At 40.0% G+C, this 16270-nt stretch carries 20 protein-coding genes; 9 read left to right on the top strand and 11 right to left on the bottom strand.

Annotated elements, in window-relative coordinates:
* The first annotated feature begins 70 nt into the window (after positions 1-70).
* On the top strand, positions 71-301 hold the full coding sequence (locus tag AM592_RS17350) for a DUF3953 domain-containing protein (RefSeq protein WP_053604966.1): 231 nt from the start codon (positions 71-73) through the stop codon (positions 299-301).
* A gap of 40 nt (positions 302-341) precedes the next feature.
* On the opposite strand, the gene AM592_RS17345 is transcribed toward AM592_RS17350, so the two are convergent.
* From AM592_RS17345 to AM592_RS17320, 6 genes are all read right to left on the bottom strand, one after another.
* Positions 342-1079 (bottom strand): ATP-binding cassette domain-containing protein, encoded by a 738-nt coding sequence (locus tag AM592_RS17345; RefSeq protein ID WP_053606159.1) that lies wholly within the window; start codon positions 1077-1079, stop codon positions 342-344.
* A 35-nt stretch (positions 1080-1114) separates the two neighbouring features.
* Positions 1115-1888 (bottom strand): ABC transporter permease subunit, encoded by a 774-nt coding sequence (locus AM592_RS17340; RefSeq protein WP_053604965.1) that lies wholly within the window; start codon positions 1886-1888, stop codon positions 1115-1117.
* Positions 1885-2898 carry an aliphatic sulfonate ABC transporter substrate-binding protein gene (locus AM592_RS17335; protein WP_053604964.1) on the bottom strand — a complete coding sequence of 338 codons (1014 nt, stop codon included), beginning with the start codon at positions 2896-2898 and terminating at the stop codon, positions 1885-1887. Before AM592_RS17335 ends, AM592_RS17340 begins: the two co-directional genes overlap by 4 nt.
* A 31-nt stretch (positions 2899-2929) precedes the next feature.
* A complete protein-coding gene (locus tag AM592_RS17330) occupies positions 2930-3766 on the bottom strand; it encodes a VOC family protein (protein ID WP_082364155.1) in 837 nt (278 codons plus the stop codon).
* Between the two features lie 187 nt (positions 3767-3953).
* Complete coding sequence (locus tag AM592_RS17325) at positions 3954-5354, bottom strand: MFS transporter (protein WP_053604963.1); 1401 nt, start codon at positions 5352-5354, stop codon at positions 3954-3956.
* A 95-nt stretch (positions 5355-5449) separates the two neighbouring features.
* Positions 5450-5983: a TetR/AcrR family transcriptional regulator gene (locus tag AM592_RS17320; protein ID WP_053604962.1), complete on the bottom strand. Its 534-nt coding sequence runs from the start codon at positions 5981-5983 to the stop codon at positions 5450-5452.
* A 127-nt stretch (positions 5984-6110) separates the two neighbouring features.
* On the opposite strand from AM592_RS17320, the gene AM592_RS17315 reads away from it, so the two are divergent.
* Positions 6111-6758, top strand: coding sequence for a GntR family transcriptional regulator (locus tag AM592_RS17315; RefSeq protein ID WP_053604961.1), 648 nt, complete (start codon positions 6111-6113; stop codon positions 6756-6758).
* Between the two features lie 168 nt (positions 6759-6926).
* Complete coding sequence (locus AM592_RS17310; protein WP_053604960.1) at positions 6927-8270, top strand: serine hydroxymethyltransferase; 1344 nt, start codon at positions 6927-6929, stop codon at positions 8268-8270.
* 37 nt (positions 8271-8307) lie between these two features.
* Here AM592_RS17310 and AM592_RS17305 read toward each other — a convergent pair whose 3' ends face one another.
* A complete protein-coding gene (locus AM592_RS17305; protein WP_053604959.1) occupies positions 8308-8661 on the bottom strand; it encodes a Lin0512 family protein in 354 nt (117 codons plus the stop codon).
* 138 nt (positions 8662-8799) lie between these two features.
* Here AM592_RS17305 and AM592_RS17300 point away from each other — a divergent pair, with 138 nt between their 5' ends.
* Complete coding sequence (locus AM592_RS17300; RefSeq protein WP_053604958.1) at positions 8800-9204, top strand: hypothetical protein; 405 nt, start codon at positions 8800-8802, stop codon at positions 9202-9204.
* Between the two features lie 93 nt (positions 9205-9297).
* Here AM592_RS17300 and AM592_RS17295 read toward each other — a convergent pair whose 3' ends face one another.
* Both AM592_RS17295 and AM592_RS17290 read right to left on the bottom strand, forming a co-directional pair.
* Positions 9298-9933 (bottom strand): HAD hydrolase-like protein, encoded by a 636-nt coding sequence (locus AM592_RS17295; protein ID WP_053604957.1) that lies wholly within the window; start codon positions 9931-9933, stop codon positions 9298-9300.
* A gap of 188 nt (positions 9934-10121) precedes the next feature.
* A complete protein-coding gene (locus tag AM592_RS17290) occupies positions 10122-11318 on the bottom strand; it encodes a YhgE/Pip domain-containing protein (protein ID WP_053604956.1) in 1197 nt (398 codons plus the stop codon).
* Here AM592_RS17290 and AM592_RS25390 point away from each other — a divergent pair.
* The 5 genes from AM592_RS25390 (at position 11288) to AM592_RS17275 (ending at position 14650) form a co-directional block, all read left to right on the top strand.
* Positions 11288-11431: a DUF1145 domain-containing protein gene (locus AM592_RS25390; protein WP_148564368.1), complete on the top strand. Its 144-nt coding sequence runs from the start codon at positions 11288-11290 to the stop codon at positions 11429-11431. The genes AM592_RS17290 and AM592_RS25390 overlap by 31 nt on opposite strands.
* 72 nt (positions 11432-11503) lie before the next feature.
* The gene (locus AM592_RS17285) at positions 11504-12118 is read left to right on the top strand and encodes a TetR/AcrR family transcriptional regulator (RefSeq protein ID WP_053604955.1); all 615 of its coding nucleotides are present in this window, start codon (positions 11504-11506) and stop codon (positions 12116-12118) included.
* Positions 12119-12138: 20 nt separating this feature from the next.
* Entirely contained in the window at positions 12139-12579 is a 441-nt protein-coding gene (locus AM592_RS17280; RefSeq protein WP_053604954.1) for a DUF3221 domain-containing protein, read from the top strand.
* 412 nt (positions 12580-12991) lie between these two features.
* Positions 12992-13150 carry a CxxH/CxxC protein gene (locus tag AM592_RS23510; RefSeq protein ID WP_082364153.1) on the top strand — a complete coding sequence of 53 codons (159 nt, stop codon included), beginning with the start codon at positions 12992-12994 and terminating at the stop codon, positions 13148-13150.
* Positions 13151-13771: 621 nt separating this feature from the next.
* Positions 13772-14650 (top strand): helix-turn-helix domain-containing protein, encoded by an 879-nt coding sequence (locus tag AM592_RS17275; RefSeq protein ID WP_053604953.1) that lies wholly within the window; start codon positions 13772-13774, stop codon positions 14648-14650.
* Positions 14651-14713: 63 nt separating this feature from the next.
* Here the strand turns inward: AM592_RS17275 and AM592_RS17270 are convergent, their stop codons facing one another.
* Entirely contained in the window at positions 14714-15166 is a 453-nt protein-coding gene (locus tag AM592_RS17270) for an HIT family protein (RefSeq protein ID WP_053604952.1), read from the bottom strand.
* Positions 15167-15177: 11 nt separating this feature from the next.
* Positions 15178-16224 (bottom strand): zinc-dependent alcohol dehydrogenase, encoded by a 1047-nt coding sequence (locus tag AM592_RS17265; protein WP_053604951.1) that lies wholly within the window; start codon positions 16222-16224, stop codon positions 15178-15180.
* Positions 16225-16270 lie beyond the last annotated feature (46 nt).

Below are 16270 nucleotides of genomic sequence, written 5' to 3'. Positions count from 1 at the left end.
AGAATGGTAAATAGATAATGTATGTTATGATAAATATTGGTATTTTATCTGTGGAGGGAGGATCATAAGTTTGCTTAAAATCTTCCGTATTCTAATTGCTGTCATCGTCATTATTTTATCAGGCTTTTCATTACTTACAGATTATACAGGGATATTGCCTATAATGAATTTTTTCTTAGGTTTGATGTTGCTTGTTATGGGAATAGAAGAAATAAAAGCAAACAAAAAACGATTAGGTTATATCTTAATTATTTCATCTGGCGTTATATTTATTGTGTTTATCCTAACTCTAGTCGGTTGAAAAAAATTCCAAAACGAACTAGATGTCTACTTTGAGATTTTCATTTATTCATAATCCTGCTTAACACTTCGTTTTCTAATTCGATCAATTTTGAATCGGCGAGCTGTCTTGGCCGCGAAGAATGATTCTTTACATCCAACCCGATTTTTCCATCTTCAATCAAAATTACCCGATCGGCTAAACGCACTGCTTCTCTGACATCATGAGTGACAAGGAGGGCGGTGAAACCATTTTCCAGCCAAATTGTTTCAATGAGCTGCTGCATCTCCATGCGAGTTAACGCATCAAGTGCACTTAAAGGTTCATCCAGCATGAGCAACGAAGGTTCTCGAACTAGCGCTCGGGCCAAAGCAACCCGCTGCTGCTGTCCTCCTGATAATGTTGAGGGCCATTCATCCTGAAACGAAAGCAAGCCGACGGCATCGAGGACTTTTTCCGCTTTTTCCTTCCATTGTCCATTTAACCCCAATCCAACATTATCGATAACTTTCTTCCATGGAAATAGCCTAGAGTCCTGATACATCATAGTCATATTTTCTTTTGATTCTTCCGGTGTTTGCCCGTTAAACAGCAATGAACCTGAACTAATTTTCTCCAACTTTGCAATCAAACGAAGCAATGTGCTTTTTCCGCTTCCGCTTTTGCCGACAATCGCTAAGAATTGTCCTTTTTCAATAGAGAGATTTATGTCTTTGAGAACTTCTTTTTCTCCAAAACTTTTATTTACATGTTTAAGTACGATCTCTATCGGCTCAATGGCTGTATTTGCTACAGCCATATGTGGTGTTCGCGCTTGTTCCAAATTTCTCACTCCTATGCTTGCTTCCGGTAATTTGGATGCCATCTAAGGGCATATTTTTCACCCAACTGAGTCAGTATATCCGCAAGCTTGCCAAACAAAGCATAAATAACGATACTGACAATAATGACATCCGTTTGCATAAATTGTCTTGCATTCATAGCTAAATATCCGATTCCTTGATTAGTCGCAATTGTTTCCGAGACAATAAGAGTTAACCACATGACACCAAGAGCATATCGAATTCCTACAAAAATTGAGGGAAGAGCACTAGGCAGATAAACCTGCTTAAACAATTGCCATCCTTTTAAACCATACATCTTTCCGACCTCGACAAATCCTGGATTTACGGTTCGAATACCGTGTAACGTATTAATATAGATCGGAAACATCACACCTAAAGCCACTAAAAAAATTTTAGAAGGCTCTCCGATTCCAAGCCAGACAATAACCAAAGGTAATAACGCCAGGTGCGGAATATTCCGTATCATCTGGATGGAGGTATCAATAGCCTGAAAAGAGAAGTTTGACCATCCATTTAAAACACCGAGAAGCAAACCAATAATCCCTCCAATTAAAAGTCCCGTGAAAGCTCGGTACAGGCTGATCTCAATATGATCGACTAGTACTCCGTTTGAGAGTAAACCCCAAAATGACGAGAGGACAGATGTTGGGGCAGGAAATAGGCTCGGAGAAACGACTTCAAGCACAGCTACTATTTGCCAAAGGATTAAAAATAGGACGGGAATAACCCAAGGCAGAGCTTGTTTTTCTAAAACTTTTTTCATGAATCCTCACCTTCAGATGAATTTACTTTTGGTTTCCACTCTGGATCGATAGGCATCACCTCAGAAACATCTACTTTTTTTTCTATAATGCCAAAGCGATAGAAATCATCTGCTTCTTTTTGCTGAGCCTCTACTATTTCCGGCGTAATTCGATCGACACCATACTCTCTTCGATCAATTGCTCTTTCCATGACCTTTACATCGATGCCTATGATCTGTGCGACTTGTGCTGCCACTTCTTTTTTGTGTTTATTTGAATATTGATCGGATCGATCCGTCTCCTCTAATATTGCTTCCACCAAATTTGGATGCTGATCAGCAAATTCTTTTGTTGCATAATAAAAGGTACGGTTTGGGTAATCATCAGGTGTTAAATTATGCTTTAATGTTTTTGGCTTTAGGCTTTCTTCCACACCTGCAAAGAAAGGATCCCATGTAGCGAGAGCATCCACTTCACCTGATTCAAAAGCAGCTCTTCCTTGGGAAGCGTCCGATGTGTACACCCATTCAATATCCTCTTCAGTAAGTCCTTCTTGTTCTATTGCTAAAAGAGCGAGATAATGGTGATTTCCGCCTTTAAAAACCGCTACTTTTTTACCTTTTAAATCTGCATAGGTTTGAATATCGCTGTCTTGTTTTACCATGGTGCCAACGCCCTCTAGATTTGGAATGCTTGCCCCAGTGTATACAAGCTCCTTCCCGGTAGCCTGCGCAAATATTCCCGGTCCGTCTGCTGCATTTCCATAATCAATATTTCCAGTTGAAAGAGCCTCCAGTAATGTCGTCCCAGATTCAAACTCTATCCATTCGACTTTGTATCCGTCTTTTGCTAGCCTTTCATCTAAATAACCATTCTCCTTCAAAATATTTAAAGTGTTACCTTTTTGGTAGCCGATCTTAACTGTTTTGTCCCCGTTTTCTCCACTCGATGAATTTTGACCGCAGGCTGAAAGAATAAGAGTAAAGAAGATTACTAAAAATATGTAGATGAAACCATGTTTTAACTTCATGAGTATCTCTTCCTTTATGGTTGTATTTTTTTTATTTCAGTAGATTGAATGAAGAAGGTAATTGATAGACTCCCCCTGAAATCGATTGATTGTATCCACTATTTTCATTAGTCAAGCTTACTAAGAATGGTCTTTCACCCCTTTCATCCAATACGCTTGAGACGATCCCATCTCCATTCTCTGCGGCAAAAACTAGATTTGTACCAGGTAGATATAACGTCTGGCACTTTGCTTGAAGCGTGTCATCTATAAACACGGGACCAGATTCAAGTGAAAACCAGCGTTTCCAATTCTCCACTGATTTTGTTAAATCGCGGACTGAAAAAACCACCTTAGTAAATGGTAATTTCTTTTCCTGAGTTGATTGAACAATCCCTTGTTCAGAGAGCTCTTTATACCTATCTTCATCACTACTTCCCCAGTCGATAAAGAATGGGAGAGGCAAGTCTGAGCCTTCATCATGTGCATAAAGCAATTCCCATTCAATAAGAGTACCATCCGGACGCCTTCTCGAAAGAGGTACTGGACCATTTGTCGATAATCCTTGGTTTTGGAGACTTTCAGCTAACTGATGCAAATTGTTTGTTCGCAAAGCTATTCGAGCAAATCCTTCTTTAAATCCATCCTTTTCAATAGTAGAAAACGGACTGAATGTGACTTGGGCAGCCTCATTTTCTCTAAATAACTGTCGATCGAATATCCCTAATAACTCGATATAACTTAATCCAAAGTGGCTTAAATAATTATTTGTCCCTCTTGTTTCGTGCTTTCCGCCCTCTACAGAGTGTATTCCGAGTTTAGCTAAGAACTCGCTTGTTTTTTTGGGATGTTCTACGTAATGAATAATATGATCAAAGCTTATATTCATATCAGCAACTCCTTCATCATTTTAAGTATACTAAACAAATAGGAATATAAGTGATTTAAGCATACATTTATTAGAATATCAATATAAAATTCAAATAATTAGTAATTGTAAGAATGATAATGATAAAGATTAATATAAAAAAAGCGGAGCCCTTAAACAGCCGGGTCTCCGCAAGTATCTTTTATTTTTAAGAACTAACATTCTTCAGTTGTACAGCAACAGCTTCTCTAACCAAGATGACGACAATTCCGAGCGCAAGCACGAGAAATACCGAGCCCCCGATTAACGATGGAACGATATGCTCACTAAAGCTGTCAGGAGACGTGATGGCAGACCCCGATCGGAAAATCATCGTGCAAATCGCGATACCGAAAACACCGCCAAGCTCACGGGTTGCATTGCTTACTCCGCTTGCCTCACCTGAAGATGATTCCGGTACAGAGGAAAGAATCCCATGGGCGAGCGGGGTGAAGCTTAGACCCATACCAGTCCCTGTAATCATCATGAAAGGAGCGAGATAACCGAAAGGAGAATCAGCTCCAAATGCCGTGATAATAATGGCAAAACCGGCTACCCCGATTGCTTGCAGCAGCAGCCCAAGAGACAGGACTGGTCTTGTTCCAAGCTTCGTGACGGCAAGACCGGCAAGCGGAGCGGCGATCATCGTGCATCCTGTCCATACCATTTCTCTTACCCCTGCCTCCAGCGGGCTATAGCCTTGTGCCTGCTGCAGAAATAGTGTCAGAAGAAAAATGGTTCCAAAGATTCCCCCATTCATAAGGAATCCAGCAAAAATAAGTGCCGTGTAGCGACTGCTGCGAAAGAAATCAAAGCGGATAAACGGTACCTTGCGTCTTCTTTCGTAAGCATAAAACAACAGTAAAAACAGGATTCCCCCGCCGATTGAACCTACGACAACCATCGAGTCCCAGCCTCTAATATTTCCTTCTTGCAATCCGAAAATGATTCCAAACATACCGGCGCCAAGGAAGAGGATACTGAAAAGGCTGATTGGCTTTGACTCGCCTTTGGATTCTGGCAGCAACCTTAGACCCAGCAGGAGTGCGAGGATGCCAACCGGAACGTTCACCCAAAAAATCAGCTGCCACGGGAGCCCTTCGGTAATTAATCCGCCGACAAGTGGGCCAACAGAAAGCCCGAGGCCTGATATACCGGACCAGATGCCCATCGCTGCAGCCCGTGTATCTTCAGTAAAAACATGATGAACAAGGGTAAGGCTAAGGGGAACGATCGCTGCCCCGCCGATGCCTTGCAAAGTACGGGATAAAATGAGCTCGATTGGACTTCCGCTCAATCCAGAAAACGCCGATCCCAAGGTGAAAAGGATAACTCCCATTAAAAACATCCGCTTTCTGCCAAATCGTTCTCCCAGCATGCTGAAAGGAATAAGCAGTACAGCAAAGGCAAGCGTATAGGAATTCATAAACCATTCCAAATCAGAGATGCTTGCATCGAACGATTCCTGAATCGAAGGCAAAGCAACACCTAAAACCAAATTATCGAGCATCGCCATAAATAGAGCAGCACAAGTAATCACCAATACTGTGACTCTTGTTGATGTAAACATAAGAAATCATCCCTTCAATTATTTATTGATAAATAAATATGATATGGAACTACAGCAAAGCCTAGAACTTCATTGGCTTTGCTGATAAAAAAATCTTATTTCTCTGAATCGTCATCCCATGGAATCAACTTCGGCATATCTAAAACTTCAGCCATAGAGATTAAAAGTCCCGTTCCGATAAATCCACTTGCCTTAGTTTCAGGATCATCCAGCCCTGCATCAGCAAAACGGTCTTTTACACGTTCGAACACCGAATCAAATTCAGCTTTCACATATTCTCTGATCGCTGTTTCTGGAATCGTAAAAGCCATCATGACCAACAAAATTTCGTTACGAGAATCGGTCAAAAGCTCTGTGAATGCTTTGCCCATCTTGTCTTCCAGTTGATATGACGGTGCATCTACGCTGGAAAAAGCATGCATGACTTTTTCGTTTGCTCTCTGTAAAACAGCCAAATACAGTTCTTCTTTCGTTTTAAAAAAATGGAATACGTAAGGCTGTGTCACCCCAACCAATCGGGCTACATCAGCTGTGGTGGTTTTATAATACCCTTTCTCGGCAAAAAGCTCTGCGGCTGCATTCAGGACCTGCTCTTTGCGATTGCGGGCGATTTCCTCTTTACTGCTCATAAACTATCCTTTCTTTTATTTATTAATCAATAAATGAAAGTTACCATAAGGACAATAGCATTGTCAATAAAGACTTTTCCAAGAAAATTAATACTCTCTCCTTCATTGGATGTGATATATTGATTTTATGAAAAATATCAATCAAATTAGTCGAATTTCTCTTCGGGATCAAGTGTATCAAAAGCTGCGATTGGCCATTATCAATCTTGAATTAAAGCCGGGGGAGCGAATTAATGACAAGAACCTGGCTGAGCAATTCGGAGTGAGCAGAACTCCGGTCAGAGAAGCTCTTAAAAGGCTGGAGGATGAGAGCCTGATTGAATCATCCCCGGGAGCTGTGACAAGAGTGACCTTAGTAAATGAACAGGAGGCGAAACACGCGTTTACGGTTGTGGCGACCTTGCATTCCTTAGCAGCCAAGCAGGCACTTCCATTTTTGGACGATTCTCATGCGAAAGAAATGGAAGAAATAAATAAAGAATTTGAACGAGCAATTAATGATGGAGACGGGATGAAAGCTGTAAATGAGGATAGAAGGTTTCATGAGATCATTTTAAAAGCATCCAACAATCCCGAAATCGGCGTTGCCCTTGAACGACTGATGCCGAAAATTCACCGGCTTGAGCTTTTAAAATTCAGCTCGATGAAAGGGACATCCTCTGTCAATGAACACCGCCAAATCATTCACCTCATCAAACAAGCCGATAAAAAGAATCTCCCGCAGCTTATTGAAGAAAATTGGATGAGTCTATCCCAGTTGCTCACAGAGCCATGATTCAGACTGCCCCCGAGATAGAAGGGCAGTCTGTTAAATAATCTAACAGATTAGTGGTATTTCCATATTTTCATGATAAAAATAAGTAGAGCAGATATTGCTTTTTTTCTTTGTTAAAATTGATATATTGGTTTTTGGTTTTTATAAAAGAAGGGAGAGTTGAAAAATATGAGTACACCCACCTATCAGAAAGACGCGCATGAGGTCCATGATCCTGAGGTTCTGAGTAAGGCGAGAGCCATCATTGAAAAATGTTCGTCACCTAAATTGATGCAAAAGGAAGTCATTGATGCTGTTGAACGAAATGCGATATGGAGAGGAGAAGAATGCCTGAATTTATTGGCTCCTGAAGCGCCAACGAGCCCGACGGTCAGAAAGCTTTTGGCGTCAGAGGTCGGAACGAGAGCAGCAGAAGGACACATCGGCCCGACGCAAAGATGGTTTGCAGGTACGACCCATATTGATGAAATCGAAGCTCTTTGTGTAGAGCTGTTAAAGAAGGTGTTTAAGTCTAATTACGCAGATCATCGGCTGGTTGCGAGCATGCTGGGGAACCTTACCGTTTATGCAGCACTGACGAAGCCGGGAGATAACATCATGACGATTCCGCAGCCAACCGGAGGCCATTCCAGCAATCGTTACGACGGGCCCGCCGGAATCAGGGGATTGAATATATACGATGTTCCTATGGATCCGCAGGAGTTGACGGTTGATCTTGATGCGTTTGCAAAAAAAGCGAGAGAGATCAAGCCTCGATTAGTTGCCCTTGGAGCATCCATGACCCTATTCCCGTTTCCATTAAAAGAAATGACACAGATTGTTCAGGAATGGGGAGGAAAGATTTTCTTTGACGGAGCACACCAGCTCGGATTAATCGGCGGCGGCCAATTTCAGGATCCGCTGTCTGAAGGTGCTTGTGTGATGACGGGTTCGTCTGGGAAGACCTTCAGCGGACCGCAAAGCGGAATTATCCTCTGGAATGATCCTGAAATCAACAAGCCGATTACGGATGCGATTTTCCCGGCGCTTGCAGCGACCCATCAGGTGAACCGTGTAGCTGCGTTAGCGGCAGCTGCCGCTGAATTTTTGGCATTTGGTGAGGAATATATGGCGCAAATTGTGAAGAATTCAAAGGCGTTAGGAAAAGCGCTTCATGACAGAGGAGTAACGATGCTCGGCGCTCATAAGGGATTTACGAAAACCCATCAGGTCATAGCTGATGTACGCTCATTTGGGAACGGACTCGATATCGCTAAGAAATTAGGTGATGCAAACATTATTACGAATAAAAATCTCATTCCAAGCGATAAGCCTGAGGATTGGGATTACCCAAGCGGCTTACGGATCGGGACAACTGAAGTCACAAGGCTCGGAATGAAGGAAAACGACATGGAAACTGTTGCAGACTTTATGATCGACGTCCTCGAAGACCGGAAGCAGACGGAACAGGTTCGAAAGGAAGTCATTGAGTTCCGCAAAGCCTATCAAAAAATTCATTATTGCTTTGACTAAGAAAAAGAACTCCAAAGGGGAAAATCCTTTGGAGTTTTTAATAGCCGGTTTCCACAGCCGCATTGACGATGTACATATGATCTGTATTCGTTTCTTCTGATTCATTTGCGCTTCGCGTCGCCATACCGCCTTCTCTCACTTCAACGGAAACAGAACCAAACGGCAGCACCGTTTTCACTTTTTCAACATCGACCTGATCTTTATCTCCGGGAACGGCAAGCTTAATATTCACCTTGAGCCTGTCAAGATCTTTATCGGGAAGAACCTCTTTAATACCCGGAATCGAATTTGAAAGAACAGCATTTTCCACTGCCCGGATTGAAGCCTTCGTTACATCTTTTCCATGCAAATCTATGCCATAGCCAGTCTGTATAAACAGCAAGGTATTCACCGTATCACGCTCCTGTTTTTATTTGTTAGTACTGGTGTTTCCCCCGGAGCTATGATGAGAAACCTTTATTGAAACATTGATATTTACCGAAAATTGAGAATATTGTTGTATGATAGAAAGAAAGGAGGGCGTATTCCTTTGTCTATGAAAAAAGGAAAGGCACTATTTCTTATGATCCTCGTGGTATTATGTTTGTCTGCGTGTTCCAAAAATATGACGTTTAGCGGTGAGAGTGAAAATTGGACAGCTGAATTCTTTCTTTTTCAACATAACGAAATGGAAGATGCGAACATCGTGCTTCGCTATAAAGGTGAGGAGGAGATTAATTCTATCGGTCCATTTGAATATAAAGCTGAGAGCATTGGGTATGGATTTGCCAGGGGAGGAGCCGAATTAAATAAGGAAGGAGTTTTTGAAGACAGTGAGGGACTGAGCGAAAGAACGACTCCTGAAAACGAGGAAATCGAGACGACTGTGAAATGGAAGGGGAAGACGGAAAAAATCATATTAACGTTAAAGACTAATACTGTTGGGCCTCTTTAGGTAAATATGTTTTGCCCCGCCCCAACTCTACCGATAAAGCGCCCCTTTCTAAAAAAGGCGCTTTTTTTCTAAAATAAGGAATACAGTAACTATCTATCTATTAGCCTCTTGAATAGCATCTATAATTTCCACTGGCTTGCTGACTATAAAATCAGGATTTGCTTGGGACAAAAGCTCCTCAAAATCATACCCCCACGTTACTGAGATGATTTTAATGTTACTTTTTCTACAAGCAATAATGTCACGGTGCTCATCCCCAATAAAAATAACATTCTCCCTTGCAACTTTTTCTTTTTTAATGTAATTGTTGAGAGTTAAATGTCTACCGAAAAAACGATGGGACGTGAGGATCTCATCAAAATATTCCATTTGATTTAATTGTAAAAATTGCTCAATGTTTTCTTTAGAATTTGCAGAAAGAAGTATTAATTTAAATCCTGATTCCTTTAATGTCTGCAAAACAGACTGAATATCTTCAACTGGTTCAAGATAAGGAATAGCTTCTTTATATTTTTTGACAATATCGATTGTTAACATTGGAATTTTTACAAGAGGAACATTAAACTTTTTAAAACGCTCTTTAAAAGTAATCGTACGTATGTAATCGCTTTGATCTTGGGGCATTCTTGTGTACTTGTATTTATCTGCAAAGCTATTAAAAAGGTCAAATACTAGTTGTGCTGACTCAACGATAGTTCCATCAAAATCAAAAATAGCTGTTTTAATCATTCTTCACGCTCACTCTTCTTAATTAGTTTAATACTAATGAAAATGTATCGTATTAATTAAATTTTGTAAATATAACTATTTTCTTAAAATTAAATCATTTTAATTGCTCCATTTCCAAGTCCAGAACACCGCTTTAAATCTTTCCGACAAATAAAAAAAGCGCCCCTTTTAAGGCGCTTTTCTGTCTTCTATGCATCTAATTGAGTTTGCACGACTGTCTCTTTTTCAGGTACTGTTCTGAGAATTGGTTTCAGCGCAGAGGCCAGCAGCACGAGAAGGCTGACAAAACCGATTTCGAGCAGAATCGTCGTCGGAGCGTTCAACCTCAAACCTTGATCGAAGAAAAATAATTCACGAAGCCCTTCGACCATAAAGCGCATCGGCAGCCAGGAGTAGATCCACTCACGGTAAAAATCAGACATAAACTCCGGAGCCATAGCCAATAGCGGTGCGCCAAAGAAAAGGGTAAGAATAAAAATCGGAATTCCTCTCAAGCCAATCCATGAAAGAATCGCCGAAATCATTAAGAAAAAGCTAAAATACGTGATCGAAAGAAACAAGGCTGTATCTGTAAATCGAGGGATATCGATGCCAATCCAGTTATCAGAAATCCACGTCGCACCAAATCCGACAAGAAGGGCCAATACTCCCCCAACAAGTACTTGTGTCAGTTTCGCAGCTAATGTTTCGATTCGGTTGGTAAAGACCAATCGATTAATAACGAGAAATAAAATGACGGAGCCAATAATGCTGCCCATCCATATTGGCTGAAATAACGAGACGGGAGCATTGCCGTTCGCGCTGTGAGTGCCGATCTCATTTACGTTAACGACCTTTTTGGTGATCGGGGTCACCAAGGCAGAAGCCTGAGTCGTTGTGACTGTGCCTCCTTGTTTTTCAAATCCTTCTAAAACCTGCGTCCGAACATTATGATTCACATTGTCGACAACTTGATTGAGAATTTGTGAAGCTGCATTCGCAGCGGCTGTGTTCATTCCCTGATTCACGAGGATTTGCACTTCCGGAGCGGACGGCTTTTGCGTTTGCAGGGAAGCCTGCTTCTGGCTGAAATTCTCCGGAATGACGAGAGCAGCGTAATAATCCTGATGATTTAAACCGTCCCTTACTTCTTCCTCACTATTCACTTCAATCCAATGTACAGCATCTTCTTCATTTGCATTCTGGATATTTTCAACAATGGTGTCTCCCATATTTAATTTTTGTTGATTAGGAAGAGTTACTCCTGCATCTTCGGTGACAACAGCAATAGGCAGGTTCGTAGGAGTGGGATTAATGGATGGAATCATCGTAAGGCTAAAGATCAAAACAACCGCCAAAATTATAACGGGCGACAATAAGACTAATCTTTGTTTTAAAAGTTTCATTTTACCATCCTTATCCTAAAAATTTTAATCAGATAATGAACACATTGTTGATTATCTGTCTTGGAATTCATTATAATATGATTAAAAATGAATGCAATAAACAATATTTTTGAAAATGGCCATTACTTAACACATGCATCGTAAATGTTAATTATCTTGATAATTATTTCACAAGGTGGGGAAATATGGAGAAGCAAACAAACGACAGACGAAGTATTCGAACGAAGCGATTGATTCGCGACGCCTTTACGAAATTAATGGAGGAAAAAGGCTTCGAGAGGATCACCGTTAGAGATTTGACGCAAAAAGCAGACATTAATCGCGGCACGTTTTATTTACATTACCGGGATAAACATGATTTGCTGGAGCGGAGTGAAGCTGAGATTCTGCAAGAAATCGAAGATATTCAAAAGATTGCAGGGAAAATCAATCCGATTGAAATATTAAACAGCGACTTTAAAGAACCGTTGCCCTTCATTATGAAGCTTTTTGAATACATTGAAGAGAACGCTGATTTTATCAAGGTAATTTTAGGTCCAAAAGGAAACCCCGGTTTTCAAGTGAAAATTAAAGAAATGATGAAAAAAAATATGCTGCAAAAAATCGTAGAGCATAAAGAAGAGGACACACTGGTTCCTGAGGAATATTTAATTTCATACGTCACCTCTGCATATATCGGAGTGATCCAGCAATGGTTAGACGGCGGCTTGGTTCAATCGCCGCGGGACATGTCTTTAACTTTATCACGAATGAACATTCTTGGGCCTTTTCGTGCGGCGGGATTGTTTAAGCCCGAATAATCAATTGAGGGGAGATAACCATGAAACGAATTGTTTTCGCGATAAGCATTATAGCCATGGCGCTCACTGGCTGCGGCACAAATCAGGGGAGCATTCCCGAGGAAGAACAAGCATGCATTCAGGGCAAAGTTACAGAAGTAAATCATCATAAGCAGACAGGCAATATCCCTGAGGGTGAGAAGCAGGACATAGATCCTGAACAAAGAGTTTCAAGTGATGACCCGGGAGGAACCTCTTCACAGAATGATCACATCGGTTCTATTTTTGTTGAAGGAGAGAAGGAATCCGATAAGTTTGTGATTTCTGTTGATGACAATACGGAAATCATCGGGCAAGCAGAAAAAGAGATCGAGTTTACGGAAATCTCCGAGGGGGCTAAAGTGGAGGTTTACTGTGTTGGTGGAATACAAGAATCATATCCCGCTCAGGGGATGGCAGGAAAGATCATTGTGACCGAATAAAGGAACAAGGATGCTGAACCTTAAGCATCCTTGCCTGCGTTTGATCAATGAAACGTTTGTTTCATTCTTTTTTTCTAACCGCGCGAGCCTTTCGGTAATTTTTTTCAGCTCCTGGACGATCTCGTCGTTTCAAGAATGCTTGTCAATTTCAATTGCAACAAAGCGGATTACCTGGATAAAAATATAGAGAAGGATACAAATAAAAACCAAACCTAATAAAAAATGCCGACTATGTAAACAAAGTTATGAACACCCCATATCTATTTGTAACAAATCCACAACAAGATAGGAAGAATAGTTGTACTCTGGATAACATGTGGATAAAATGTAACATGGCAAAAAAGTTATGCACCTGTGAATTGTTCACAGAAAAATCTCTACTTTTCCACAAATTTTGAGGAGGATTTTTTTTATGAAAAGCTGCGAAGAACATATAGAAACAGTGATTGATATGTATGTAGACGAGGAAGAACTCGCACCAGAAATCAGAAAAATCAAAACTACACACAGTTTATCCACAACCTGTGAATTATGCAACAAACCCGCTGTATATTTAGTGGGGAACGAATGATCGCCTACAAGATACAGACATTTTATCCACACCTGTGGACAAAACATAGGGATAACTTGTTCTTAAGGTGGGGATGATATGTTGATATTGTAAATTTTCTTCATATAAGGTTAATGTTTTTCGACAAATTGGAAAGAAAAACATACATAGCCCCCACTTCAAAGCGAAGTGGGGGCAGTTCGTATTTTTACATTTTATTAATATTGCACGTTCATCTGAGTTTATTTTTTATCAAGGATAATATACTTCGGTTTTATAGCTCGAAATCCTGCCTGGTATTGCTGAACACGACCATTTGCGAGACCCCTTTATGAATGTTCAACCTTTCTTACTTACATCCAAAAGCATAAAGTGCTGCGAAACTACAAAATGTTATGACTACTGCCATTGGCATAGCCGTTTTGGCTTCAACCAATTCCAACGATTGGTGCGGTAACAGATTGACCGTTCGATTCACCATCTTTATAAAGCAATAGCCTCTCCATCTATTGATGACTGGAAAAAAGTACATGTTCATCACGTTGAACAAGATCGTCCTACCCTTTGGATGAATATTCTCTTTAGTCACTAATAAATATGCTACAATTTCAATACATATCCTCAGAGAGGAAGTTGAAATTTATGGGATTGAGAGATAGTCAATGCCAAGTTTTATGGGTATCTAGAATTGATTATTCTAAGAATAGTGGGGTGAAACAACATAGTCATGATTTTTTCCAGCTTCTCTTGGTAATTGATGGAGAAGGGCTCATAGAAATTGGAAACGAAAAATATAACGTCTTAGCAAATCGTTGTTATATATTCAAACAAGGCTATAATCATTCGTTTTATTTTACAAAAAATACGATTACCATTGATTTTAAATTTACTCTGAGCAAAGACATCATTCAATTTATCCAGGAAAATAATGTAATTAATATTTATCAGATGAAGGATATTACTCCATTTAAGGAATTATTTAAACTTTCAATTTTAAAACTTGACGATGCAAATGCCTTGCTTCCATTTAGAATTGATGTCGGGTTTAAGAGTGCCTTATTAGGGATATTACAAGAAAACCTTTCTCAATATGTTGAAAACACTATTAATGTTCCTTTGATCAACACGGATAAAGGCTATCCTATGGTACAATATCTCGAGAAGCATATGCATACAAAAATGAGTCTTGAAGAAATGGCCGATTATTTTGGTTTTCATCCCCACTACCTTATCGAATTATTTAAAAAAAATACAGGAACTACACCAATGCAATATTTGCAAGCTCTTCGTTTGGATAAGGCAAAAGAATATTTGGAATTTACAACCCATACCATATCTGAAATTGCAGATTTCATCGGTTTGACAGCACCATATTTTTCAAGGTTATGCTGCGATCGTTTTGGCAAATCTCCAACTAAATTAAGAGAGCAGATGAGAAAGGTGGTAGGCAAAGATATTGTTTTAGAACAAGATTTCACACTCGATACTCAGCCATTAATTTCAAATAAAACACCTATATGAAAGGGCTTGCATTTCTTTCTATAAAAAAAGCCTCTGTAGTGTTGAGTTACAGAGGCTTCATGATTATGTTAATCCGTTTAAAATTCCCCCCTGTTTTAAACCAATTTTTATTTCGTGAATAAGATCATCGTAATTTTTTTGTGACAGATATTTTTTCGATTTAGGAGAATTAACAAACGCCTCACCCCATTCAGGTGAATCTTTTACCTTGGGTACAACATGAATATGCAAATGTGATACTAGATCACCGTAAATAGCAAAGTTGATCTTATCTGGATGAAAAAGCTGATCTAGCACCTTTGCTACATTTGAGATATCCTCTATAAAGTAATATCGTTCTTCCTGTTTTAGCTGAAAGAGTTCTCTCACATGACGATCAAATGCGATAATGCATCTTCCTTTATGCGTCTGATCCTTATTTAAGTAGAGAGTTGATACATTTAACTTTGTGATTTCTATCATTAAACTCTCCAATGCTTGATCTTTACTGCAATAAAAACAATCCCGATTCTCCATGATAAGCCGCCTTACTCATTCTGTGAAGCATTTACATCACAATCAATGATGACGTGAATGACATCACCACTTCGGTCATTCCGGAGCTTAAATGCTTCTTCAATCTTCTCCAACGGGAAGATATGAGTAATTGTCTCTTTGGTATTTACAAGTCCGTCAGTTACTAACCTCAACCCTTCTTCAAAAAACCTTCGATTATCGATATCACGCTTCGGCTCAGTCGATAAGATGTCCAATCTTTTTTTATGAATTTTAAAAAAATCAATAGGCTTGTGGCTCGTTCCAATACAACCATACATGACAATCCGTCCATTTTGCGCTGCAGCATCAATAGCATCTACCATGCCCGATCCTTCAAGCAGACACGGGATAACGACATCAAATCCATCTGGAAAGTCCTTGCCAACAATATCCATCGTTCTTGTGTCTGCAGCTGGCAATTTATAAGTGTGAGTGGCTCCATATTTTTTTGATAGTTCCAATTTTTCATCAAAAAGATCTGTTGTAACAAGATTTTTAGGACTATAAAGTCTAATCATTTGTGTCATGGCAAGACCGCTTACACCTTGCCCCATGATAAGCACATTCTTATGAGGAGAAATCTCTGCTCTTTCAGCAGTGTGAATAAGAGGAGGCAATACCTCTATAAGTGATCCTTCAATAAGAGGGAAATCCTTTGGCAATACTTTCACAGCAAATGGACTGCAGCATACATACTCGGCAAATGCACCCCAGACATAACGCAGGGAAACGTGATCGCCTTCTCTTAATCCGATCACATTTTTACCAATCTTATCAATGATGCCAGCCACTTCATGACCTAAACGAGTAGGATAAGTCAGAAATTCTGGTTCTCGTGCTCCTCGATAAACTTCAAGATCGCTGCCGCAAATACCAACCCATTTCACTTTGATTCGAACTTCATCTTCTGCAGGTTCAGGTATTAATGCACGTTTGACTGAAATTGAACCGAGATCCTCCATAACCGCACACATTTGTGTTCCAGGTCCATCTTTTTCAACTAATTGCATAGGTGGAACTGTCATTTTTGTTACCATGTTATGACCTCCAAGTAAAAGTTAATAGAATCAGTACATTCAGTTT

It is taken from the genome of Bacillus gobiensis (assembly GCF_001278705.1).
In the GTDB taxonomy this organism is placed as follows: Bacteria; Bacillota; Bacilli; order Bacillales; family Bacillaceae; genus Bacillus; species Bacillus gobiensis.
This window is presented reverse-complemented; position numbering and strand designations above follow the sequence as displayed.